This window comes from Streptomyces yamdrokensis, from assembly GCF_053890455.1.
This window is the reverse complement of the sequence record NZ_CM132679.1, coordinates 3620765-3642473: the sequence shown is the minus strand read 5'-3', so window position 1 is coordinate 3642473 and position 21709 is coordinate 3620765. Positions and strand designations below refer to the sequence as shown.

Below are 21709 nucleotides of genomic sequence, written 5' to 3'. Positions count from 1 at the left end.
GGCCGAAAGTCATAGCCGCACGACGACGGACCGGCCTTTCAGCGGATACGGCAGGCGTGTGGCCGGCGGCAGAGTCGTCATCGTCAACCCGTCGTCGCCCGACGACCCCCGTCGCCCAGCCTGCGAGGACCCCACCATGAACGTGTCATTCCAGATCGGCGCCGCCCTCGTGCTCGGGCCGCTGCTCGCGGCATACGCCGTCGTCCTCGCCATCCGTGCGCGGCGCGGGACGGCAGGGCGCACCGGGCGGCACGCGGTGCTCCGCTTCACCGTCGTGCTGTACGCGGCGGCGGTGCTGTCCATCACCGTCTTCCCGCTCGACATCACCTGGGGCGAAGGCGCGAACCTGATGCCCTGGTACAACCAGCTGAACTGGCTTCCTCTGCTCACCATGGACGTCAGTGCCCTGCCCAACGTCGTCATGCTGGTCCCGCTGGGCCTGCTGCTCCCCCTCATATCGTCGCGGGCCACCTCGGCGGGGCGCGTCACCGCGCTGACCGCGCTGGCCAGTGCGGCGATCGAGAGTGCGCAGATGCTCTCGTACATCCTCTTCAACAACGGCCGGTCGGTCGACATCAACGACGTGATCGCCAATACGCTCGGCGGCCTGATCGGCTGGGCGCTGTCGCGGGCCGCGCTCCGCACGGAGGCGCTGGGCGGTGCACTGCGCGGCGCCGCCCTGCCCGGTTCGGCCGTCGGCCTCGGCACGGCGGACCCGTCGCGCCGCTCCCCTGCCCCGGTCGCGGGCTGACGTACGAAAGGGCCGGGGGACGACGTGCGGGGAGGGACGGGAACGCGGGCACGTCGGCCGCGCGTACTCCGCGTTGCGGCTGCCTCATCCGAGCCGATGAGCCTTTTCGCAAAGAAGCAAGTCTTCGGCCGTTGCGCGAGGGTCCGGCTCTGATGATGTCCACGTTGAACCCCGCCGTGAGCGGCACGCCCAGGCAGACCTCGTCCACATGGGGTGCGGCCGGCGGGACGATGCGCTCGGTGGCTCGCCATGGCGTCCTCCCACCGTGAAGGACCTCGGACATCTCGGCAGCTCGGCAGCGAGGGCCGACTCGGCCCCGATGCCGGCGATACAGCCCGACGAACACTTACGGTGACATGCGGGCCGCGGCCGTAAGGCATACGCGACACCTCTACATGCGAGCTCACCAGTCCCAGGGCCGATCCCGGCATCTGTCATTTGCCTAAAGCTATTAGGTAAATGCATAATACTTGTCGTCGACTGGGAGGAAGATTATGGTTCGAGCAGGGCTGACCCCGGAGCGCCTGACCCGGGCGGGGGCGGAACTGGCCGACGAGGTCGGCTTCGACCAGGTGACCGTCTCGGCGCTCGCCCGGCGGTTCGACGTCAAGGTCGCGAGTCTGTACTCGCACCTGAAGAACTCCCAGGACCTCAAGACCAGGATCGCCCTGTTCGCGCTGGAGGAACTCGCCGACCGGGTCGCCGCCGCCCTGGCGGGGCGAGCCGGCAAGGACGCCCTGGCCGCCTTCGCGGATGCCTACCGCGACTACGCCCGGGAGCATCCCGGTCGCTACGCCGCCGCCCGGCTCAGGCTCGACCCCGAGACGGCGGCCGCCAGCGCCGGGGTGCGGCACGCACAGATGACGCGGGCGATCCTGCGCGGCTACGACCTGACGGAGCCGGACCAGACGCACGCGGTCCGGATGCTGGGCAGCGTCTTCCACGGCTACGTCAGCCTGGAGATGGCCGGAGGCTTCAGCCACACCGCCGTCGACTCGCAGGAGTCCTGGGCCTGGACCCTGGACTCCCTCGACGCTCTGCTGCGAAACCGGACCACGCCCTGACCGACGGGGGCCGTGCCGCCGGAGGCGGTCCACCGCGCCGCGCACCGGCGTACCCGAACCAATCCGGAAATCCTGATCAACAGGCTGGGGCAATGGGCAATGAGCACTGAGCACGACTGGATCACCACACCCGTCACCGCGGACATCCTGCGCGGTTTCCTCGACGTGGAACCGACCGCGCACGGCCTGCTGCCGCATCGGCTGCCCGCTCGGGCGCGTCGGCAGATCCCCGACGACCAACTGGCCGTGGCCGAGGCCCAGCCCTCCGGCGTGCGGCTGGCCTTCCGCACCCGGGCCACCACCATCGAACTGGACACGCTGCCCACCAAGCGGGTCTACCGGGGTTTCCCGGCCCCGGCGGACGGTGTGTACGACCTGCTGGTCGACGGCCGGCTCACCGCCCAGGCCACGGTGACCGGCGGTAACGTCCGCACGGTTGTCGACATGGTCACCCAGTCCGCCGAACTGCGGGAGGGCCCTGCCGGTACCGCCCGGTTCGCCGGTCTGCCGGCGCGCGACAAGGACGTCGAGATCTGGCTTCCGCACACGGAGATCACCGAGCTGATCGCCCTGCGCACCGATGCCCCGGTCGAGCCGGCACCGGACCACGGGCGCAGGGTGTGGTTGCACCACGGAAGTTCCATCAGCCACGGCTCGAACGCCTCCCACCCGACCGCTGTCTGGCCGGTCCTGGCCGCGGCCCGGGGCGGCGTGGAACTGGTCAACCTGGGGTTCAGCGGCAGCGCGCTGCTCGACCCGTTCACCGCCCGTGCGATGCGGGACGCCCCCGCGGACCTGATCAGCCTCAAGATCGGCACAAACATCGTCAACGCCGACGTGATGCGCCTGCGCGCCTTCACCCCCGCGGTCCACGGCTTCCTCGACACCATCCGCGAGGGGCATCCGACCACGCCGCTGCTGGTCGTGTCCCCCACCCTGTGCCCGGTCCAGGAGGACACTCCCGGCCCCCTCGCGCCCGACTTCGACGGCGGGACCCTGCGGTTCAAGGCCACGGGCGACCCCGCCGAGCGCGCCGCCGGGCGCCTGACGCTCAACGTCATCCGTGATGAACTCGCCCGGATCGTCGAACAGCGGGCGGCCGACGACACGAACCTGCACTACCTCGACGGCCGTGACCTCTACGGCGAGAAGGACTACGCCGAACTGCCACTGCCCGACGAGATCCACCCCGACCCCGCGGGACACCGCCGCATCGGCGAGAACTTCGCGCGGCTCGCGTTCGGCGACGGCGGCCCCTTCGCCGCCAGGACCGGCTGACCACACCGCGGTCGCGCAGACCGCGGTCACTACGCGGCCTCGCTGCTGTTGGGGGAGAGCCCGGAGTACCGGACCGGCCCACCCTCGCACTGGCCGGACAGCACGATGACCGGAGCCCGGTCGACGCCGTCGGCGATCCGACGGCTCCAGCCGCGGGCCTCTCCCGGTGTCCGGTCGACACCGCCGGGATCACGGACCTCTCCGGCGAGGAGAACGCGCCCGGCGTCAGAACGCACCTCGCCGCAGGCGGCGCGCGAAACCGATCGTTCTCATCGGTAACCGCTGTACCGGTTCTCGCCGAGGCCGAGGCCGAGGCCGAGTCCGTCGTGCGGCCAGCGGGCGCGGGACTGCTCGCGGGAGCGGAGGAGGGCCAGGGCGGGCATGCCCCGGTCCGGGCCGGTGGCGAGGAGGTCCGGGAGCTGGGGGAGCGGGGCCACGGCCGCCACGTCGTCCAGGACCAGCGTGAATGGTGGGTCGAGCCGACCGGAGGATGACCGTTCGGCCATGCGCCGGCCGTGCTCGACCACGCTTGCGGTGAGGGCCGTCAGCAACGGCATCGCACCCGGGCGGGTGCGGGGATCCTCGATGGACTCACCCACCACGTAGAGCGTGCCCCCTTCGTGGACGAAGGAATCCAGGGCGAGCGCATCAGTTCGGTCGGGTGTGCAGGCCTCGCGGACGTTGACCGTCGACAGGGCCGACAGCGCACGCGTCGTCAGTTGCTGTGCGATGTCCCGGCGTTCCGGGTGGGCGGTGAGCGTCGACTCCAGTTCGCCGGCGGCGCCCGGGGCCGCCTTCGGGCTGGTGCGCAGGATGCGTACCGCGTCCTGGACCTGGGTGCCCTGCGCCCAGCGGTGGACGTGACGGACGGTACGGCCGTCGATGGCGGCGGCGTGCAGGTAGCAGCGCAGGAGGGTCTGGGCGGTGTCGCTGACGGCCTGGTCGAGGCGGGAGGCGGGACGGACCGGGGCCAGCAGGGCGGCGGCGCGCGCGACGGCCGTGTCCCTGTCCTCGCAGCCGCTGGTGGGCGACCAGTGGAGGCGGGCCGGGGTGTCGCAGCGGTGGGTCGGGTCGTAGAGGTGGGTGGGGCCGAGCTTGGCCCGCGCGTCCTTCGTCTCCTCCCAGAGGGCGGGGTTCGAAGTCAGGACGAGGGCGGGGCCCTCCGCGTCCCGTACGGCCGCGGCGGCGGCGGTACGACGGGCGTCCGGAGGGCCGTAGACCACCGGCTCGGAGGACGGGGAGTGGACCGCGAGAGCCGAGGGGGCCGGGTTCTTCGGCGGCGGGAGGACTTCGGTGGGGGCGGGTTCGGCCTCCTGCGGTGGGGCCGTGGCCGGGAGCGGTTCCGTTTCCCGTTCCCGTACGGGCCCGGGTGCCGTTCTCGGGGTCGGCACCTCGTGCCGGACCGGCTCCGGCGAAGGTTCCGGCTTTGCCGCCGGGACCGTAGGGACCGCCGGGGCCCTCGCCGCGCGCCCCGCCGCCCGCTCCGCCTTCTGCCGGGCCCGCACCGCCCGCCACCGGGCCACCGTGCCCAGGACGAAGACGGTGAGGACGACCAGCAGCATCAGCTGGCCGATGAACAGGCCCCAGAACAACCCGTACCCCGAGAGGGCCGAGGCCGGGGTGTCCGGCCAGGCGCCCGGGACGTCGCGGGGCTGGGAGACGAGGTGGCGTATGGCGACCGGGGCGCGGGTGAAGGTGACGCCGGACGGCCAGGAGCCGCGGGCGAAGAGGCCCGCGAGGCCCGTGGCCGTCCACACCATCAGGGTGATGCCGAGCAGGAACGCGAGCAGCCCGACCAGCAGCCCGTCCGGGACGCCGCCCCGGCCGTCCCGCACCTGACCCTGTCCGCCGCCGTGACCGTCCGGTCTCACGTCGGTTCCCTTCCCCCTCTACGCCACCGTCGATTCGGAGTCGCCGATGTGCTGTTCCACGAAGGCCGCCGCCCGTTGCTCCGCCTCCAGTTCCGCGGCGCGCAGGGCGTCGTCGGCGGCGAGGAAGTCGATGGAGGACTCGGTCATCGCGCGGTCGGTGAAGACCAGCGGGCGCTCCGTCTCGGTGATGAGGTGTTTGACCACCTGCACGTTGCCGTTGACGTCCCAGACGGCGATGCCCGGGGTGAGCGAGGGGATGATCTCCACCGCCCACCGGGGCAGGCCCAGCACTCTGCCCGTCGCCCGTGCCTCGTCGGCCTTCTGGGCGTAGATGGTCCGGGTCGACGCCATCTTGAGGATGGCCGCCGCCTCCTTCGCCGCCGCCCCGTCCACCACGTCGGACAGGTGGTGGACGACCGCGACGAACGACAGGCCGAGCCGCCGCCCGAACTTGAGCAGCCGCTGGAACAGCTGCGCCACGAACGGGCTGTTGATGATGTGCCAGGCCTCCTCGACCAGGAAGATGCGCTTCTTGCGGTCGGGGCGGATCCAGGTGTGCTCCAGCCAGACGCCGACGATCGCCATCAGGATCGGCATGGCGATGGAGTTGCGGTCGATGTGCGACAGGTCGAAGACGATCAGCGGAGCGTCCAGGTCGATGCCGACCGTCGTCGGGCCGTCGAACATGCCGCGCAGGTCACCGTCGACGAGCCGGTCGAGCACCAGGGCGACGTCCAGGCCCCAGGCCCGTACGTCGTCTATGGCGACGTTCATCGCCTCCGCCGACTCCGCCTCGGGGTGGCGCAGGCGTTCGACGATGTCGGTGAGGACCGGCTGGCGTTCGACGATCGTCTCGGTGACGAAGGCGTGCGCCACCTTGAGCGCGAAACCGGCGCGCTCGTCCAGGCCGTGCCCCATCGCGACCTCGATGATGGTGCGCAGCAGGGCGAGCTGGCCGGTCGTGGTGATCGACGGGTCGAGCGGGTTGAGGCGGATGCCGTGGTCCAGGGCGGCCCTCGGGTCCAGCCGGATGGGAGTGATGCCGAGTTCCTGCGCGATGAGGTTCCACTCGCCGACGCCGTCCTCGCCCTGCGCGTCCAGGACGACGACCTGGCGGTCGCGGAAGCGCAGCTGGCGCATGACGTACGTCTTCTCCAGCGCCGACTTGCCGTTGCCGGACTCGCCGAGGACCAGCCAGTGCGGCGCGGGGAGCTGCTGGCCGTAGAGCTGGAACGGGTCGTAGATGTAGCCCTTGCCGGAGTAGACCTCGCGGCCGATGATGACGCCGGAGTCGCCGAGGCCGGGGGCGGCGGTCGGGAGGTAGACGGCCTGCGCCTGGCCCGTGGAGGTGCGCACCGGCAGCCGTGTCGTCTCGACCTTGCCGAACAGGAACGACGTGAAGGCGTCGGTGACGACGGACAGCGGATCCCGCATCAGAACTCAGCCCCTACCTTCGAATGCCGGTGGCGAACGGGAGAGTGTTCACGAAGGCGCGGTGGTGCTCGCGGTCGCACCACTCCAGCTTCAGGTACGACTTTCCCGCCGACGCCCTGATGGTCCGCTTGTCGCGGGCCAGCGCCTCGGGGGTGCGGGAGGAGACGGTGATGTAGCCGACGAGGTTGACGCCGGCCGCGCCGCTGGCGAGGTCCTCGCCGCGCTGGTCGAGGCGGCCGTGGGCGGCGATGTCGCGCGGGTCGACCGTGCGGTTCATCTTCGCGGCGCGGGACGCCTCGGCCTCGTCGTTGGTCTTCTCCGTCAGCATGCGCTCGATGGCGACCTCGGTGGGCTCGAGGTCCATCGTCACGGCGACCGTGCGGATCACGTCCGGGGTGTGGACCAGGAGCGGCGCCAGGAAGTTGACGCCCACCGGGGTCATCGGCCACTCCTTCACCCAGGCCGTGGCGTGGCACCAGGGGGCGCGGGTGGAGGACTCGCGGGTCTTGGCCTGGAGGTAGGTGGGCTCCATGGCGTCGAGCTCGGCCGGCCAGGCGTTGCGCTTGGTCATCGCCTGGATGTGGTCGATCGGGTGGTCCGGGTCGTACATGGAGTGGATCAGCGAGGACAGGCGGCTCTGGCCGAGCGGCTGCCGTACGCGGATGTCGGCCTCCTGGAGCCGGGAGCAGATGTCGGTCAGCTCACGGGCCATGACGACGGCCAGCCCCGCGTCCCGGTCCACCTTGCCGCGCCCCTGGGTGCGCATCGCGCGCGCCATCGCGTTGGCCTCGGCGGCCAGGTCGCGGTTGAAGTGCATACAGGCGACGAGGTACGCGCGGTGCTGCTCGCTGCTGGTCGACACCATCGACTGCAGCTGGTCGTAGGACTGCTGGAGCCACGGCGGCGCCTTGTCGTCCCCGCGCTGCGAGACGTCCTTGGCGTGCGCGTCGGGGTCGGCGGGCAGCGTGCGGGCGAGCATCTGGATGCGGGTGACGAAGCCGTCGCCGTTGGCCACGTGCTTGAGCAGCGTGCCGAAGCGGTCGACGAGCGCCTCCTGGTCCTCCGAGTCGCGCAGGCCCACGCCGGGGCCCTCGATCTCGATGGCGGCGGTCACCGTCCTGCGGTCCGCGTGCAGCTGCACGGCGATCTCGTCGGGCCCGAACGGGGCGGCGAGCCAGGTGATCCGGCCGATCCCCGGCGGCGGGCCGATCTCGACCTCCCGGCCGTCGAGCCGGGTGCCGGCTTCGACGACGCCCGAGCGGTACGTCGTGCCCTGGCGCAGGGTTCGCTTGTAACTGCGGTTGATTTCAAACCATTTGTAGAAGGTGCGGCCCCTGTAGGGGACATACACGGCCGCCAGCGCGATCATCGGCAGGCCCGCGAGCAGCACGATCCGCAGGGTCAGGACGGGGACGAGCAGACCGGCCATCATGCCGAAGAACGCGCCCACGACGATCAGCGCGATCTCACCGGTCTCGCGATTGCGGCCGACGATCGCGTTCGGCCGGGCGCGGCCGATCAGATACGTACGGCGGGGCGTGACCGGATGGGACATATGGGCTTCGGTCGTCAACGCCCTTCACCTCCCGTGCTGTTGTTGCTGTTGCGGTTCCCGTGGGGCGTGCTCACCGGGCTGCCCTGGCGGGGGGCGGGTGCGGCGGAGGGGACGGCTCCGCCGCCGCCGCTCGGGGTGCGCGCGCTGTGCGCGGCGACACCGCCGGAGACGGGGTTGGACGGGCGGGCACCGCCGGAGGACTGGCCGCCCCCGCCGCCGTTGTTGTCGGCGCGCGTGCTGTGGGTCTTGATGCCCTGCGCGACCATCGTCGCCGGGGAGGCCATGACCGCCGCGGCCTTGCCCTCGGCGCCCTGCATGAGGCGGTTGCTGCGCGAGTTCGCGATCTCGTCGCCGAAGCCCGGCACGAAGCGGTAGATCATCGCGCTGGCGAAGATGGCCAGCAGGATGATCGCCAGACCGGACACCACGGCGGAGAACGCGTCCGGGCCGTCCTCGGCCGACAGCGCGCCCGCCAGGCCCAGCACTATGACGATGACCGGCTTCACCAGGATCACCGCGATCATGATGCCCGCCCAGCGCCGGACGTGGCCCCACAGGTTCTTGTCGACCAGACCCGCGTACACGACCGTGCCCAGCAGCGCGCCCACGTAGAGCAGCGCCGCGCGGATGACCAGCTCCAGCCACAGCACACCGGCCGCGACGATCGACACCAGCGAGACGACGATCAGCATGATCGGTCCGCCGCCGATGTCCTCGCCCTTCTCCAGGGCGCCGGCGAACGTGCCGAAGAACGTGTTCGTCTGGTCGCCGGTCGCCTTCGCCAGCACGTCGGTGACGCCGTCCGTGGCCGACACGATCGTGTAGAGGATCAGCGGGGTGAACGCCGAGGCCAGCACCGTCAGCCACAGGAAGCCGATCGCCTCGGACAGGGCCGTCGTGAGGGGGACACCCCGCACGGCCCGCTTGGCGACCGCCATCAGCCACAGCAGCAGCGTCAGGATCGTCGACGCGGCGAAGACGACCGCGTACTGCTTGAGGAACGTCGGGTTCGTGTAGTCCACGGCCGCGGTCTCGTCGACGGCGGCACTGAGCTTCTTGATCGTCCAGGACGCGGCATCGGCGCAGCCCTGGGCGAGGGAGGCGAGGGGGTCCAGGGCGGAGGTGGGGCTGTCGAGGGTGCCGGATCCTCCGGAGCCGCCGTCGGTCCCTTCCTCGCAGCGTGTCAGGGCGGGGCCGCGGATTAGGTCGCACGGATCGTTGCTGTCTTCAGGGGTCGGTGTGGGTGTGGGCGCAGCGACAGCCCGGGTGGCGAGTAGGACCGCAGTGGCTTGTACGACGGCGACAGCGGCTGTGAGCTTGAGGAAGTGGTGGTTAGCGTGCATACGTGAACCCTCCGAACTCCTCAACAGCCTTCGTCATGTCCTCGGCGGTGGAGGCTTGCTGGTCGCGTCCGACCGGAACGGGGCCGTCCTTCTGCTGAAAGTCCGTGATCTTCCAGTCGCTTTCGACCCACTTCAGCTGGTACGTGGTCGTGTACCAGCTTTCGGTCACTGGGTTGGTCGACCTCTCGCCGGAGAGACCGAACAGGGACGTGTACCAGACCTCAACAGTGGCATCGTTCTCGGTCGACTTCGTGACCTTGGTTCCCACCGGGATCACACGCGAGATGAAAGTCTGTCCGGCGGGGGCCTTGCCGTCCTTGTCGAGGCCGATGTTCACCAGGAACTCTTCGCTGGAGTACGCCCGGTCAAGGTCCGCCTGCCGAGCGGCAGCGACCTCAGGGGTGTAGACGGCCGTGATGATCTCGCGTCGACGGTCCGTGTTGAACAAGTCGGTTGAACCCAGCGCGACGGAATAGTTAGCCGCCGCGCTCTCCGCCCCCTGGCGGTCCCGGGCGAAGCCTGAGGGGATGCCGGCGTTCGCCGACCGGACCGGCTTCTCCCCCGAGGGGGCCGTCGCCTCCGCCTTCGGGGAGTCGTCGCCCTCGCCCGATGCGGAATCGTCTCCTCCACGGTTCGCGAAGGCGATCGCGGCGATCAGGAGCACCACCACGCCGACCACCGTGACCAGGCTCCGGGACGACGTACGGCCGCCGCCTCTGCGTCCGCCGCCGTGCGGGCCGCCGCTGTCCGGCATGCGGGTACGGGTCTGGCCCGATCCGCCGTACCCGCCGGTGTTCTCGTACTCGTTCCCGAGACTCATACCGCCTGCGCCCCCTCAGCGTCGTGCGGAAACACCTCGTACTCCGCGTACTCCTGGTACGACGGTAGCCGTGCTGGTCCCCGCGCGGGCGCGGTGTTATGAGTCGACATCAGGGAAACGCAACCTCGGGCGGTGGGCGCGACGGGCGGGTGGGGTGGAGGGGAGGCCGGGCGTGCCCGGTCGGACGCACGGGGCGGGGCCCTAAACGGCCATTCCGTACACGATGGTGAACACCGTGCCCAGTGAACCGATGATGAACACGCCCGTGAGACCGGCGATGATCAGGCCCTTGCCCTGCTCCGCGCTGAACGTGTCCCGCAGCGCCGTCGCACCGATGCGCTGCTTCGCCGCGCCCCAGATGGCGATGCCGAGGCAGATCAGGATGGCGAGCGCCATGACCACTTCGATCATGACCTTGGCCTCGTTGCCCAGGCTGCCGAAAGGACCCCAGTCGGGAGCGATCCCACCGATGATGGTGTTGATGTCTCCCTCGTCGGCCGCGAAGAACATGTAAGTCACCGCCCCTGTCGGGTCGTTCCAGGCCCCTGCTGGCGCAGAGGTCAGAGCCCATTGTCGCCGACGATGGCGCCGTCGTATGCCGACTCGGCGTCATTAGTTGGCAGGTTTTGTATGAATAACCGCTGTCACCGGCGTGCGCCGGTCCCCGGGAGGGGCGTGGGTCGATGGGTGAGGAGTCGTATCATCACTCTGTGTATCACGTTCGGGCCAAGAAATGGTCGAACTCACCCGCACGCACACCCCGGACGAACGTGTCCCACCTGCGCCGGTCCGTCGTGACGGCGATGCCGGGGGCCCCGGCGGCACGAATACGGACCGTGTTGTCCTCGCCGAGGACCACCTCGATGCCGGATGGTCGGCCGTCGGCCACCTCCCGTTCCTCCTTGAGGACCTGAACAAGGGTCAGGAAGTCGTCGGGCGTGGTGGTGAGTATCGCTCCGCTGGGGTCGGCGGACTCGGTTATGTGGATGGCCCGGGTGGTTGCGGCTACGTGGACGCAGGACTCGCCTTCGCCGCAGTACGAGGACTTCTGCCAGTGAGGTGTGTGCATGACTGCCTCTCAGGTGGACTGGATGATCCGGTGGATGAGAGCCCGGCTCTCGATCTCGATCAGGCTGATGGCCAACAGTCGATCGAGGACCTTGCGGTACTTCTCCAGCTGGGCGTCGGCGTCCAGCAGGGCGATGCCATGGGACTGGTCGAGCTGGACGGTGTCGAGGGCCGGTACGGGACCGTGCACGTAGTAGATGGGCTGTCCGGCTCCGGGGAAGCCGCCCGCGTCGAAGGGGATGACGTGGATCGAGATGTTGGGATACTCGCTCATCTTCAGCAAGTGCTTGAGCTGTCGCTTCGCCACATCCCGGCCGCCGAACCGCATGTGCAGGGCAGCCTCGTGGATGATCGCCCGGTAGGGGACGGGCTGCTTGCGGAAGATGACGGCTTGACGCTTGATGCGGAACGAGGTCCGGTGTTCCAGGTCGGGGGGTGAGAGGTCCGGGACGACCTGGTGGAACACCTCGCGGGCATGGTCCCTCGTCTGCAAGAGGCCGGGAATGCCGGAGGTGTGGGCGGTGCGTAGTGAGGTGCCGTGATGTTCCAGTTCGGCCAGGTCCAGCAGTCCGGACGGCAGGATGTCCCGGTACTCCTCCCACCAGCCGCGTCGGCGTTCGCCGGTCATCGAGGCGAGCCCTTCGACGAGGTCCTTGTCGGGGCAGTCGTATTGGCAGGCCAGAGTGCGGACGCGATCGGCGCTGACCGGTTGGCGCCCTGACTCCATATTGCTGACCTGGGCTTGCTTGGTTCCGAGGAGCTGTGCGGCCTCCGTCGAGGTCAGGCCGGCACGCTCACGCAGTTTGCGCAGCTCAACACCGAAGCGGCGCTGCCGGGCCGTGGGGTTGGTTCTCACGGGCATGCCCGTCGCTCCTCCGTACCACTCGTCACCCATACAGGTGGAGAGAGTAGTTATAGCTCCGATTGGGACAAAGGAATTAGTCCCTGACTGCTAGCTTCCTTCGTGGCGCCCCACCCCAGAAGTGCACTGGTCGACGGATCGGCACGCCACTGGGGAGCAACCGTACGCAACTCTTCAACTGCCCACGGTAATCGGAGACTTCCATGCCCACCGTAACGCCGCCCTGGTCCTACACCCTCCAGCTCCCGCACGACCCCCGCGCTCCGCGCATCGCCCGGGTCACGCTGCGGACCGTGCTGGGGGCGCACGGGCTCGGGGAGCTCGTGCCCACCGCCGAACTGGTGGCCGCGGAGCTGCTGGCCAACGCCCACCTGCACACCACCGGGCCCTACGCGCTGCGGCTGCGGGCCGCCGAGGCGGGGAGGCTGCGGGTCGGGGTGTGGGACACGGACCCGCGGGTGCCGCCCGGCTTCGACGGCACCGCACCGCTCGCCGTGCCGCTCGCCGCCCCGCCGGACGAGTCCGAGAGCGGGCGGGGGCTGCCGCTGGTGCGGGCGTGTGCGTCCGCGTGGGGTGTGGGGGTCGTGGGGGGAGGGAAGGTCCTGTGGGCGGAGTGCGGCGGTTGACGCCGCACCTCGTGGTGCGTCCCGGCCGGCCCGCGCGGCGCGTGGGTTGCTCTCCTCACATGATCACCCCGGAGGGGGACGCCCGCCTCTACACTGACCACGGACGTGGGCGGCGGACTCCTGGACGACGAGGGGCGGTTGACGGTGCGTAAGGCCTGGATCGCGGTGGGGGTCGCGGGAAGTTCGGCGATCGCCTTCGTCATGCTGCTCGCCGTCGGGGTCTACGTCGTCGCGGGGAACCTCGCGGGCGGGGCCGGCGGCGGGGCCGCCAAGACGCTGGCGAAGGGTGCCGTGCCGGCCGAGTACCAGAAGCTCGTGGCGACCTGGGGCAATCTCTGTCCCGCCATCAACCCGGCGCTGCTCGCCGCCCAGTTGTACCAGGAGAGCGGGTTCAACCCGAAGGCGCAGAGCCACGCGGCGGCGCAGGGCATCGCCCAGTTCATCCCCGGCACCTGGGCCACCCACGGTGTCGACGGGGACGGCGACGGCGACCGGGACGTATGGGACCCGAACGACGCGATTCCGTCGGCGGCGACGTACGACTGCGCCCTCGCGGGCTACGTGAAGGACGTCCCGGGGAATCCGACCGAAAACATGCTGGCCTCCTACAACGCCGGGGCCTATGCGGTCATCAAGTACAGCGGTGTCCCGCCGTACGAGGAGACGCAGAACTACGTCAAGCGCATCCTCTCCCTGGAGAAGAGCTTCGCCGCGCCGGTCGGCCGGGTCGACCCGTCCGAGCAGGCGGCCGGAGCCATCAACTACGCGCAGGAGAAGCTCGGCACGCTCTATCTCTGGGGCGGTAACGGTACCGCTGACCAGGGAGGACGCTTCGACTGCTCGGGGCTGACGAAGGCCGCGTACGAGAGTGTGGGGATCACGCTCCCGCGGGTGGCGAACGACCAGTACAACGCGGGACCGCATCCCGCGCGGGAGGAATTGCTCCCCGGTGATCTGGTCTTCTTCTCGGACGACCTCACCAATTCGCGGGCGATCCGCCATGTGGGCATTTATGTCGGCGGCGGACAAATGATCAACGCGCCCCGTCCGGGCGCTGTGATCCGGTTCGACCCGATCGACACACCGGACTATTTCGGGGCCACTCGTGTCACCGAGGATGGCGCGAAAGCACTCCCCACGACGGTCTGAACGGCCGGTGAGCCAACCCCCTGAGCTGCGAAGACGTATCTCTCTTCGATAACGTCTGCGTGCTCATTCAGTGGATGTTGGAACGTACGGGCAAGGGTCGTGCGTTCCTGTTGTCGTAGCCCGAACAGTCAGCGGACCTACACACCACGGGGGTGGCGGAGCGGCGTATCGCACTGTGCGCCGAGACAGACCGACGAAGGAGCCGCAGCACCATGGCTGGACTCGCCGACTCCGGGTCGAATCCCGACGTCGACCTGCTTTACGACATCAACGGCCTGGCGAAGGCCGCGCCTCCATGGGTCGACGAAATCATGGGCTTCATGGGCGAGTTCGGCTTGCTGTTCGCCCTGGTCGGGATGGTGGTGTGGTGTTGGTGGGGCGTCAGACGGCGGGGCGGCGAGGACGCGGCCCCGACCGTGGCGGCCCTGGTGTGGGCTCCGCTCGCGGCAGGTGTCGCGGTCCTGGTGAACGTGCCGATACGCGGGTTCGTGGAGCGGCGCAGGCCGTTCTACGACCATGAGGGACTCGAGGTCCTGGTCGACGGCAAGACCGACTTCTCGTTCGTCAGCGACCATGCGACGCTCACCATGGCGCTGGCGGTGGGGCTGTTCCTGGCCAACCGGAGGCTCGGGCTCGTCGCCCTGGTGATCGGGGTGCTGGGCGGGTTCATCCGGGTCTACATGGGTGTGCACTACCCGACCGACGTCGTGGGCGGGCTCGCGCTCGGCACGGCCGTCGCCCTGCTGCTGTCGCCGCCCGCGATGGCGCTGCTGACGCCGCTCATGAGGGCGGTCGAGCAGTCGCGGCGGGGGGCGTGGCTGATCAAAGGAGGGCAGGCCCGGGCGCGGGTGATCCCCGGTGAGGCGCGGTCGTCGCAGGCGGGCAGGCGGGACCTGGCGGCGTAGACCGCGCGGTACGGACGCAGGCCGCAGACCGTGGGCGGCGGATCGATGGGGTGGCCCCCGGGTGGACTCCCGGGAAGGTCACCCCATCGCGTGTTTCCGGCCCTCGGCGCGGGCCAGGCTTCTGGCCCTTCGCGCGGGGCCGCGCCAGCCGCAACTGCAGCGGGCGAAGCAGAAAGGTCCCAGTTCGGCGGTGGTGATCCGGTGCTCCTGGGGGTGCTCCGTGTCGTCCTGCTCTTCCACGTCACCACGGTACCGCCCGGGCGTGGCCGCGTGGCCGAGTGGCCGGGTCCGTGACGGGGTTCCCTACCGGTCGTTAACCCTGAAAAAGGGATAGCCCGTGTCGGATGTAGCGGGGGTGGGCGGACCATGACTGGACGGCAACCGCGGCGTACGCGGATCGGTGGTGCGGTCGTTGTGCTCGGCGTGGCCGGCGGGCTGGCCCTCGGTGGTGTCTCGGGGTGCGGCCGCAGCGGGGCGGCGACCGGCGGCGGGGACGGCGGCACGGCCGACGGTGAGGCGGCGGTGGTGGTGCGGGGGGCCGCGGACGCGCTGGTGGACGCGGGCAGCTCCAAGGCGCGTACCTCCATGGAGATGGCCACCGGCGGCACCCGCGTGACCATCCGCGGCGAGGGCGTCTACGACTACCGGAAGCGGATCGGCCGGCTGAAGGTGCTGCTGCCGCAGGACCCGTCCGGGGTGCCGGTGCGCCGGCCCATCACCGAACTGCTCGCACCGGGCGCGCTGTTCATGAAGAACCGGGGCGCCGGAGTGCCCGACGACAAGTGGGTCCGGGTGGACACCGGGACCCTGCCCGACGGGAACCTCGTCACCGGTGGCGCCACCGACCCGTTCACCGCCGCCGAGCTGCTGCGCGGCGCGCGAACGGCGACGTACGTGGGCAGGACGGAACTCGGGGGCGCCGAGGTGCGGCACTACCGGGGCACCGCGGACCTGCACGAGGCCGCGCGGGCCGCCTCGGACGCGAACAAGGGGCCGCTCGGCGCGGCGGCGGACGGGTTCGCCACCGCCGAGGTCCCCTTCGACGTCTACCTCGACGACCAGGGACGCATCCGCAAGGTCCGCCACCGCTTCAGCTTCGTGAACGACGAGGAGTCCGCCCCGGTCGCGGTCGCCTCCACCACCCTGCTCTACGCCTTCGGCACCCCCGCCGACGTACGCCTCCCGGAGACCGACGACATCTACGCGGGGCGGATCGCCCTGCGGTCGGGCCGGGAGCCGGCCGAGGAGTGAGGGGGCGCGGGCCGGCGCGCGGGCCGGGAATGACCGGCGTGAACTAGCCCTTACGTGCCATGCGCGGGGGGTCGGGAGCTGCCTACCCTAGGAAACCTCTGACCGTATGACCGTATGGATGAGGTGACGTGCGTGGCTCCGCTCGGGGGTGGGTTGGTTCAGGACCATGTGGCCCTCGCCGAGATCGAGCTGTGCGGGGAGCTGATCATCGCCGCCTCCGCCGCCCAGGGGCCGCTCAGCCTGGAGAGCATCGACCAGGTGTTGCGCGTGGCCGAGGCGCGTGCGGAGACGACGGCCGTGGCGCGCCCGTAGGAGGTCAGGTGCGGAGCATGCGGGCGATGGCCTGGGTGGCTTCCTTGACCTTGGCGTCGATCTCGTCGCCGCCCTTGAGGGCCGCGTCCGCGACGCAGTGGCGCAGGTGCTCCTCCAGCAGTTGCAGCGCGAAGGACTGCAGCGCCTTGGTGGAGGCGGACACCTGGGTGAGTATGTCGATGCAGTAGACGTCCTCGTCGACCATCCGCTGCAGGCCCCGGATCTGGCCCTCGATGCGGCGCAGGCGCTTGAGGTGTTCCTGCTTCTCGTGGTGGTAGCCGTGGATACCCCGGTCGTGGTCGGTCACGATCTCGGTCCCGGCCGTTCCGGCGGGCGCGGGGACGGTCGAATCGGGCACATGCGGTGCGGTGGGCGCGTCTTTCGCTCCCGTTGCGGCCGTTACTTCCGTCACGTCCTTCACGTCCGACCCGTCCGTTGCGTCCGGAGAGGGGGACGCGTCCGCGCCGGCCTCGGTGGTCGTCATCGCGTCCTCCTGGTGCAATGGCGGGCGACATATACCCCTGGTGGGTATATCGTACCGAACTTTGCCGGGTATAGGCACTGTGGCCGGTACCGCCGGTGCCGGCCGCGGCGCGGCCGTCGGACCGCCCCCGTGTCCGTCCCCCTGCCTGATGGGTGACACTGGTGGGCGGCCCATAGCCGTGGCTGGGTGGTGCGCCTAGCATCAGCCACACCGAACCCGATGCACCCCGAGGACCACACGTGCGCTTTCGTCTGACCCCCAGGGAGACGAGCTTCTACGACATGTTCGCCGCGTCGGCGGACAACATCGTCACGGGCTCGAAACTCCTCATGGAACTGCTCGGGGCGGACACCCCTGCCCGGGGCGAGATCGCCGAGCGTATGCGGGCCGCGGAACACGCGGGTGACGACGCCACCCATGCGATCTTCCACCAGCTGAACTCCTCGTTCATCACGCCCTTCGACCGCGAGGACATCTACTCCCTCGCCTCGTCCCTCGACGACATCATGGACTTCATGGAGGAGGCCGTCGACCTGGTCGTCCTCTACAACGTCGAGGAACTGCCCAAGGGCGTCGACCAGCAGATCGAGGTCCTCGCACGGGCCGCCGAGCTCACGGCCGAGGCCATGCCGAACCTGCGCACCATGGAGCACCTCACCGAGTACTGGATCGAGGTCAACCGCCTGGAGAACCAGGCCGACCAGATCCACCGCAAACTGCTGGCCCACCTCTTCAGCGGCAAGTACGACGCCATCGAGGTGCTCAAGCTGAAGCAGATCGTGGATGTCCTCGAGGAGGCGGCCGACGCCTTCGAGCATGTGGCGAACACGGTGGAGACCATCGCCGTCAAGGAGTCCTGAAACCGTCCATGGACACCTTCGCTCTGGTCGTGACCATCGGGGTCGCGCTCTTCTTCACGTACACGAACGGCTTCCACGACTCGGCGAACGCCATCGCCACCTCGGTGTCGACCCGTGCGCTCACCCCGCGCGTGGCGCTCGCCATGGCGGCCGTCATGAACCTGGCCGGCGCGTTCCTCGGCTCCGAGGTCGCCAAGACCGTCAGTGAGGGGCTGATCCAGACCCCCGAGGGCTCGAAGGGCATGGGGATCCTGTTCGCGGCGCTGGTCGGCGCGATCACCTGGAACCTCATCACCTGGTACTTCGGCCTGCCGTCCTCCTCCTCGCACGCCCTGTTCGGCGGCATGGTCGGAGCGGCGCTGGCCGGCGGGACGACGGTGTACTGGAGCGGGGTGCTCGAGAAGATCGTCATCCCGATGTTCGTCTCGCCGATCGTGGGCCTGCTCGCCGGCTACCTGGTCATGACCACGATCATGTGGATCTTCCGGAACTCCAACCCGCACAAGGCCAAGCGGGGCTTCCGCATAGCGCAGACGGTGTCGGCGGCAGGGATGGCGCTCGGCCACGGTCTCCAGGACGCGCAGAAGACCATGGGCATCGTGGTGATGGCCCTGGTCATCGCCGACGTCGAGGAGTACAGCGACCCGATCCCGGTCTGGGTGAAGATCTCCTGTGCGCTGATGCTGTCGGCGGGCACCTACGCCGGCGGCTGGCGCATCATGCGGACGCTCGGACGGAAGATCATCGAGCTGGACCCGCCGCAGGGCTTCGCGGCCGAGGCCACCGGTGCGACGATCATGTTCGGGTCGGCCTACCTGTTCCACGCGCCGATCTCGACGACGCACGTGATCACTTCGGCGATCATGGGCGTCGGCGCGACGAAGCGGGTGAACGCGGTGCGCTGGGGCGTCGCCAAGAACATCATCCTGGGCTGGTTCATCACGATGCCCGCGGCGGCCCTGGTGGCGGCGGTCTCGTACGGGCTCGTGTACCTGGCGTTCCTGTAGCCGGTGCTGACACCTGACACCTGTCACCACCTGGTGTCCGGTGTCCCGCGCCCTGCGTCCGGCACCGCACGGGCAGACGAAGGGGCCCGCCCCCGGTAGTGGGGGCGGGCCCTTCTGCGTCCTCGCGGTGGCACCGCCATGCAGCACCGCGAGGGGTTCGGATCAGCCGAAGCGGCCGGAGATGTAGTCCTCGGTGGCCTGGACCGACGGGTTGGAGAAGATGCGCTCCGTGTCGTCGATCTCGATCAGCCTGCCCGGCTGGCCGACGGCCGCCAGGTTGAAGAACGCCGTGCGGTCCGAGACGCGCGCGGCCTGCTGCATGTTGTGCGTCACGATGACGATCGTGAACTGCTCCTTGAGCTCACCGATCAGGTCCTCGATGGCGAGGGTGGAGATCGGGTCCAGGGCGGAGCAGGGCTCGTCCATCAGGAGCACCTTCGGCTCGACCGCGATCGCGCGGGCGATGCACAGGCGCTGCTGCTGACCGCCGGAGAGGCCCGAGCCGGGCTTGTTCAGGCGGTCCTTGACCTCGTTCCAGAGGTTGGCGCCCCTGAGGGACTTCTCGACGACGCCGTCCAGCTCGGACTTCTTGTACTTGCCGTTCAGCCGCAGTCCGGCCGCCACGTTGTCGTAGACCGACATGGTGGGGAACGGGTTGGGGCGCTGGAAGACCATGCCGACCTCGCGGCGCACGGCGACCGGGTCGATGCCGGGACCGTAGAGGTTCTCGTCGTCGAGCATGACCTTGCCCTCGACCCTGCCGCCGGGCGTGACCTCGTGCATGCGGTTGAGCGTGCGCAGGAAGGTCGACTTGCCGCAGCCGGACGGGCCGATGAAGGCCGTCACGGAGCGGGGCTCGACGGTCATCGAGATGTCCTCGATGGCGAGGAAGGAGCTGTAGTAGGCGTTGAGGCCGCTGATATCGATGCGCTTGGCCATGTGGATCACTGCTTCTTTCGGGTCCGAGTCGCCGGTGGGCCGCGTCAGCGACCGGTGTTCGGGGCCTTCCAGCGGGCGATGCCGCGGGCCACGAGGTTGAGGATCATGATGAACGCGATGAGCGTCAGGGCCGCCGCCCAGGCACGGTCGTAGGCCGCGCCGGAGCCGCCGCTGTTGGCGTACTGCAGGTAGATGTACATCGGCAGCGACGCCTGCGGGTCGGAGAAGGGGTTGGCGTTGATCACGCTCGTACCCCAGACCAGCAGCAGCACGGGGGCGGTCTCACCGGTGATGCGGGCGACGGCCAGCATGACACCGGTGGTGATGCCACCGAGGGACGTGGGCAGGACGACCTTCAGGATGGTGCGCCACTTCGGGATGCCGAGCGCGAGGGACGCCTCGCGCAGCTCGTTCGGGACGAGCTTGAGCATCTCCTCCGTGGAGCGGACGACCACCGGGATCATCAGGATGCACAGGGCGAGCGACCCGGCGAAGCCGGAGTAGCCCATGCCCAGGATCACGATCCACAGGCTGAGGATGAACAGACCGGCGACGATGGACGGGATGCCCGTCATGACGTCGACGAAGAAGGTGACGGCCTTGGCGAGCTTGCCCCGGCCGTACTCGACCAGGTAGATCGCGGTCAGCACGCCGACCGGGACCGAGATCAGCGCGGCGATGCCGACCTGCTCCAGGGTGCCGAGGATGGCGTGGTAGATACCGCCGCCCGGCTCGCTGTCGGCGACGACGCCCATGGAGTGGGTGAGGAAGTAGCCGTCGAGGACCTTCACGCCCCGCTTGAGGGTCTCCCAGATGAGGGAGGCCAGCGGGATGACGGCGATCAGGAAGGCGACCCAGACCAGGCTGGTCGCGGTGCGGTCCTTGGCCTGGCGCCTGCCCTCGACCGCGGCCGAGGCGGCGTAGGAGCCGAGGACGAAGAGGATCGCGGCGATCAGCGCCCACTGGACGCTGCTGTCCAGGCCGGCCACGGTGCTGATGCCGAGGCCCAGGACGACGGATCCCGCGGCGACGGCCCAGGCGAACCACTTGGGGAGCCGGTCGCCGTGCAGGGAGTGCGCGGACTTGGGGGTGATCGTTGAGTGGCTCATGCGTTGGCCCCCGAGTACTCCTTGCGACGGGCGATGATCAGGCGGGCGCCGCCGTTGACCAGCAGAGTGATCACGAAGAGCACCAGACCGGACGCGATCAGCGCGTCCCGGCCCATCACGGTGGCCTCGTTGAACTTGCTGGCGATGTTCTGCGCGAACGTGCCGCCGCCCGGGTCGAGCAGGCTGGCGTTGATGTCGAAGGACGGCGAGAGCACCATGGCCACGGCCATCGTCTCGCCGAGCGCGCGGCCGAGGCCCAGCATGGATGCGGAGATCACGCCGGAGCGGCCGAAGGGGATCACCGACATGCGGATGACCTCCCAGCGGGTGGCGCCCAGGGCGAGCGCGGCCTCCTGGTGCATCAGCGGGGCCTGCCGGAAGACCTCACGGCTGACGCTGGTGATGATCGGGAGGATCATCAGGGCGAGCAGGATGCCGACGGTGAACAGCGAGCGCGCGGCGCCGCCGTTCCACTCGAAGATCCCGGTCCAGCCGAGGTAGTCGTCCAGCCAGCCGTAGAGGCCGTCCATGTGCGGCACCAGGACGAGGGCGCCCCACAGGCCGTAGACGATGGACGGCACGGCGGCGAGCAGGTCGATCACGTACGCGATGGTGCCGCCGAACCTGCGCGGGGCGTAGTGCGTGATGAACAGCGCGATGCCCACCGAGACCGGGACCGCGATGACCATGGCGATGATCGACGACACGATGGTGCCGTAGGCCAGGACCGCGATGCCGAACTCCGGCGGGTCGCCGCTGGGGTTCCAGTCGAACGAGGTGAAGAAGTTGGCCTCGTTCTCACTCAGCGCGAGAACGGTGCGGTAGGTGAGGAAGGCCGCGATCGCGGCCATGATCACCAGAACGAGGATGCCGGACCCCCGGGAGAACCCGAGGAAGATCCGGTCGCCGGGACGGGTGGCGCCGCGTGCGGCACGCTTCTGCTCCGTCGTGGGCGGCGGGGGTACGGGGGGTGGGGCGGTCTGCTGTGTGGATGTGTCCATCGGGGTCTCCGGTCTGCGGG

General features: G+C 69.7%; 24 protein-coding genes. 10 read left to right on the top strand and 14 right to left on the bottom strand.

Annotation, left to right across the window (positions count from 1 at the left end; genetic code table 11):
• Nucleotides 1-136 precede the first annotated feature (136 nt).
• The 3 genes from ACWZEH_RS16045 (at nucleotide 137) to ACWZEH_RS16035 (ending at nucleotide 3093) form a co-directional block, all read left to right on the top strand.
• Nucleotides 137-751, top strand: a complete 615-nt coding sequence (locus ACWZEH_RS16045; RefSeq protein ID WP_456199132.1) for a VanZ family protein — start codon at nucleotides 137-139, stop codon at nucleotides 749-751.
• Nucleotides 752-1245: 494 nt separating this feature from the next.
• Nucleotides 1246-1815: a TetR/AcrR family transcriptional regulator gene (locus ACWZEH_RS16040; protein ID WP_384019463.1), complete on the top strand. Its 570-nt coding sequence runs from the start codon at nucleotides 1246-1248 to the stop codon at nucleotides 1813-1815.
• A 99-nt stretch (nucleotides 1816-1914) separates the two neighbouring features.
• A complete protein-coding gene (locus ACWZEH_RS16035; protein ID WP_456199131.1) occupies nucleotides 1915-3093 on the top strand; it encodes a GDSL-type esterase/lipase family protein in 1179 nt (392 codons plus the stop codon).
• Nucleotides 3094-3122: 29 nt separating this feature from the next.
• Here ACWZEH_RS16035 and ACWZEH_RS16030 read toward each other — a convergent pair whose 3' ends face one another.
• The 9 genes from ACWZEH_RS16030 to ACWZEH_RS15990 form a co-directional block, all read right to left on the bottom strand.
• Nucleotides 3123-3329, bottom strand: coding sequence for a hypothetical protein (locus tag ACWZEH_RS16030; protein WP_456199129.1), 207 nt, complete (start codon nucleotides 3327-3329; stop codon nucleotides 3123-3125).
• Between the two features lie 33 nt (nucleotides 3330-3362).
• Nucleotides 3363-4964 (bottom strand): type VI secretion protein, encoded by a 1602-nt coding sequence (locus tag ACWZEH_RS16025; RefSeq protein WP_456199127.1) that lies wholly within the window; start codon nucleotides 4962-4964, stop codon nucleotides 3363-3365.
• 18 nt (nucleotides 4965-4982) lie between these two features.
• Nucleotides 4983-6398 carry an ATP-binding protein gene (locus ACWZEH_RS16020; protein WP_456199125.1) on the bottom strand — a complete coding sequence of 472 codons (1416 nt, stop codon included), beginning with the start codon at nucleotides 6396-6398 and terminating at the stop codon, nucleotides 4983-4985.
• Between the two features lie 13 nt (nucleotides 6399-6411).
• Nucleotides 6412-7953, bottom strand: a complete 1542-nt coding sequence (locus ACWZEH_RS16015) for an SCO6880 family protein (RefSeq protein ID WP_456199623.1) — start codon at nucleotides 7951-7953, stop codon at nucleotides 6412-6414.
• Nucleotides 7954-7967: 14 nt separating this feature from the next.
• Nucleotides 7968-9296, bottom strand: coding sequence for a hypothetical protein (locus tag ACWZEH_RS16010; RefSeq protein WP_456199123.1), 1329 nt, complete (start codon nucleotides 9294-9296; stop codon nucleotides 7968-7970).
• Nucleotides 9286-10116 (bottom strand): hypothetical protein, encoded by an 831-nt coding sequence (locus tag ACWZEH_RS16005; protein ID WP_456199122.1) that lies wholly within the window; start codon nucleotides 10114-10116, stop codon nucleotides 9286-9288. Before ACWZEH_RS16005 ends, ACWZEH_RS16010 begins: the two co-directional genes overlap by 11 nt.
• Nucleotides 10117-10317: 201 nt before the next feature.
• Nucleotides 10318-10626, bottom strand: coding sequence for a hypothetical protein (locus ACWZEH_RS16000; RefSeq protein ID WP_042174769.1), 309 nt, complete (start codon nucleotides 10624-10626; stop codon nucleotides 10318-10320).
• A gap of 205 nt (nucleotides 10627-10831) precedes the next feature.
• Entirely contained in the window at nucleotides 10832-11185 is a 354-nt protein-coding gene (locus ACWZEH_RS15995) for a DUF397 domain-containing protein (protein ID WP_456199120.1), read from the bottom strand.
• A 9-nt stretch (nucleotides 11186-11194) separates the two neighbouring features.
• The gene (locus ACWZEH_RS15990) at nucleotides 11195-12046 is read right to left on the bottom strand and encodes a helix-turn-helix domain-containing protein (RefSeq protein ID WP_456199118.1); all 852 of its coding nucleotides are present in this window, start codon (nucleotides 12044-12046) and stop codon (nucleotides 11195-11197) included.
• Between the two features lie 203 nt (nucleotides 12047-12249).
• On the opposite strand from ACWZEH_RS15990, the gene ACWZEH_RS15985 reads away from it, so the two are divergent.
• The 3 genes from ACWZEH_RS15985 (at nucleotide 12250) to ACWZEH_RS15975 (ending at nucleotide 14726) form a co-directional block, all read left to right on the top strand.
• Nucleotides 12250-12672, top strand: coding sequence for an ATP-binding protein (locus ACWZEH_RS15985; protein ID WP_456199116.1), 423 nt, complete (start codon nucleotides 12250-12252; stop codon nucleotides 12670-12672).
• A 144-nt stretch (nucleotides 12673-12816) separates the two neighbouring features.
• Nucleotides 12817-13821, top strand: coding sequence for a C40 family peptidase (locus ACWZEH_RS15980; RefSeq protein WP_456199622.1), 1005 nt, complete (start codon nucleotides 12817-12819; stop codon nucleotides 13819-13821).
• 212 nt (nucleotides 13822-14033) lie between these two features.
• A complete protein-coding gene (locus ACWZEH_RS15975) occupies nucleotides 14034-14726 on the top strand; it encodes a phosphatase PAP2 family protein (RefSeq protein WP_456199114.1) in 693 nt (230 codons plus the stop codon).
• 78 nt (nucleotides 14727-14804) lie between these two features.
• Here ACWZEH_RS15975 and ACWZEH_RS15970 read toward each other — a convergent pair whose 3' ends face one another.
• Nucleotides 14805-14966 carry a hypothetical protein gene (locus tag ACWZEH_RS15970; protein ID WP_176726108.1) on the bottom strand — a complete coding sequence of 54 codons (162 nt, stop codon included), beginning with the start codon at nucleotides 14964-14966 and terminating at the stop codon, nucleotides 14805-14807.
• Nucleotides 14967-15092: 126 nt separating this feature from the next.
• On the opposite strand from ACWZEH_RS15970, the gene ACWZEH_RS15965 reads away from it, so the two are divergent.
• Together ACWZEH_RS15965 and ACWZEH_RS15960 are read left to right on the top strand one after the other, a co-directional pair.
• Nucleotides 15093-15977 (top strand): SCO4651 family lipoprotein, encoded by an 885-nt coding sequence (locus tag ACWZEH_RS15965; protein ID WP_456199112.1) that lies wholly within the window; start codon nucleotides 15093-15095, stop codon nucleotides 15975-15977.
• A 114-nt stretch (nucleotides 15978-16091) separates the two neighbouring features.
• On the top strand, nucleotides 16092-16289 hold the full coding sequence (locus ACWZEH_RS15960) for a hypothetical protein (protein WP_456199111.1): 198 nt from the start codon (nucleotides 16092-16094) through the stop codon (nucleotides 16287-16289).
• Between the two features lie 4 nt (nucleotides 16290-16293).
• On the opposite strand, the gene ACWZEH_RS15955 is transcribed toward ACWZEH_RS15960, so the two are convergent.
• Nucleotides 16294-16773 carry a metal-sensitive transcriptional regulator gene (locus tag ACWZEH_RS15955; protein ID WP_456199109.1) on the bottom strand — a complete coding sequence of 160 codons (480 nt, stop codon included), beginning with the start codon at nucleotides 16771-16773 and terminating at the stop codon, nucleotides 16294-16296.
• A 239-nt stretch (nucleotides 16774-17012) separates the two neighbouring features.
• On the opposite strand from ACWZEH_RS15955, the gene ACWZEH_RS15950 reads away from it, so the two are divergent.
• Together ACWZEH_RS15950 and ACWZEH_RS15945 are read left to right on the top strand one after the other, a co-directional pair.
• Nucleotides 17013-17633 (top strand): DUF47 domain-containing protein, encoded by a 621-nt coding sequence (locus ACWZEH_RS15950; RefSeq protein ID WP_456199107.1) that lies wholly within the window; start codon nucleotides 17013-17015, stop codon nucleotides 17631-17633.
• An 8-nt stretch (nucleotides 17634-17641) separates the two neighbouring features.
• Entirely contained in the window at nucleotides 17642-18640 is a 999-nt protein-coding gene (locus ACWZEH_RS15945) for an inorganic phosphate transporter (protein ID WP_456199106.1), read from the top strand.
• Between the two features lie 162 nt (nucleotides 18641-18802).
• Here the strand turns inward: ACWZEH_RS15945 and pstB are convergent, their stop codons facing one another.
• From pstB to pstC, 3 genes are read right to left on the bottom strand one after another with little or no spacing between them, the layout of a single operon-like run.
• Entirely contained in the window at nucleotides 18803-19579 is a 777-nt protein-coding gene (gene pstB, locus ACWZEH_RS15940; RefSeq protein ID WP_042174892.1) for a phosphate ABC transporter ATP-binding protein PstB, read from the bottom strand.
• A 44-nt stretch (nucleotides 19580-19623) separates the two neighbouring features.
• A complete protein-coding gene (gene pstA / locus ACWZEH_RS15935) occupies nucleotides 19624-20688 on the bottom strand; it encodes a phosphate ABC transporter permease PstA (protein ID WP_456199105.1) in 1065 nt (354 codons plus the stop codon).
• Nucleotides 20685-21689: a phosphate ABC transporter permease subunit PstC gene (gene pstC, locus ACWZEH_RS15930; RefSeq protein ID WP_456199104.1), complete on the bottom strand. Its 1005-nt coding sequence runs from the start codon at nucleotides 21687-21689 to the stop codon at nucleotides 20685-20687. The genes pstA and pstC overlap by 4 nt, the downstream gene beginning before the upstream one ends.
• Between the last annotated feature and the right edge of the window lie 20 nt (nucleotides 21690-21709).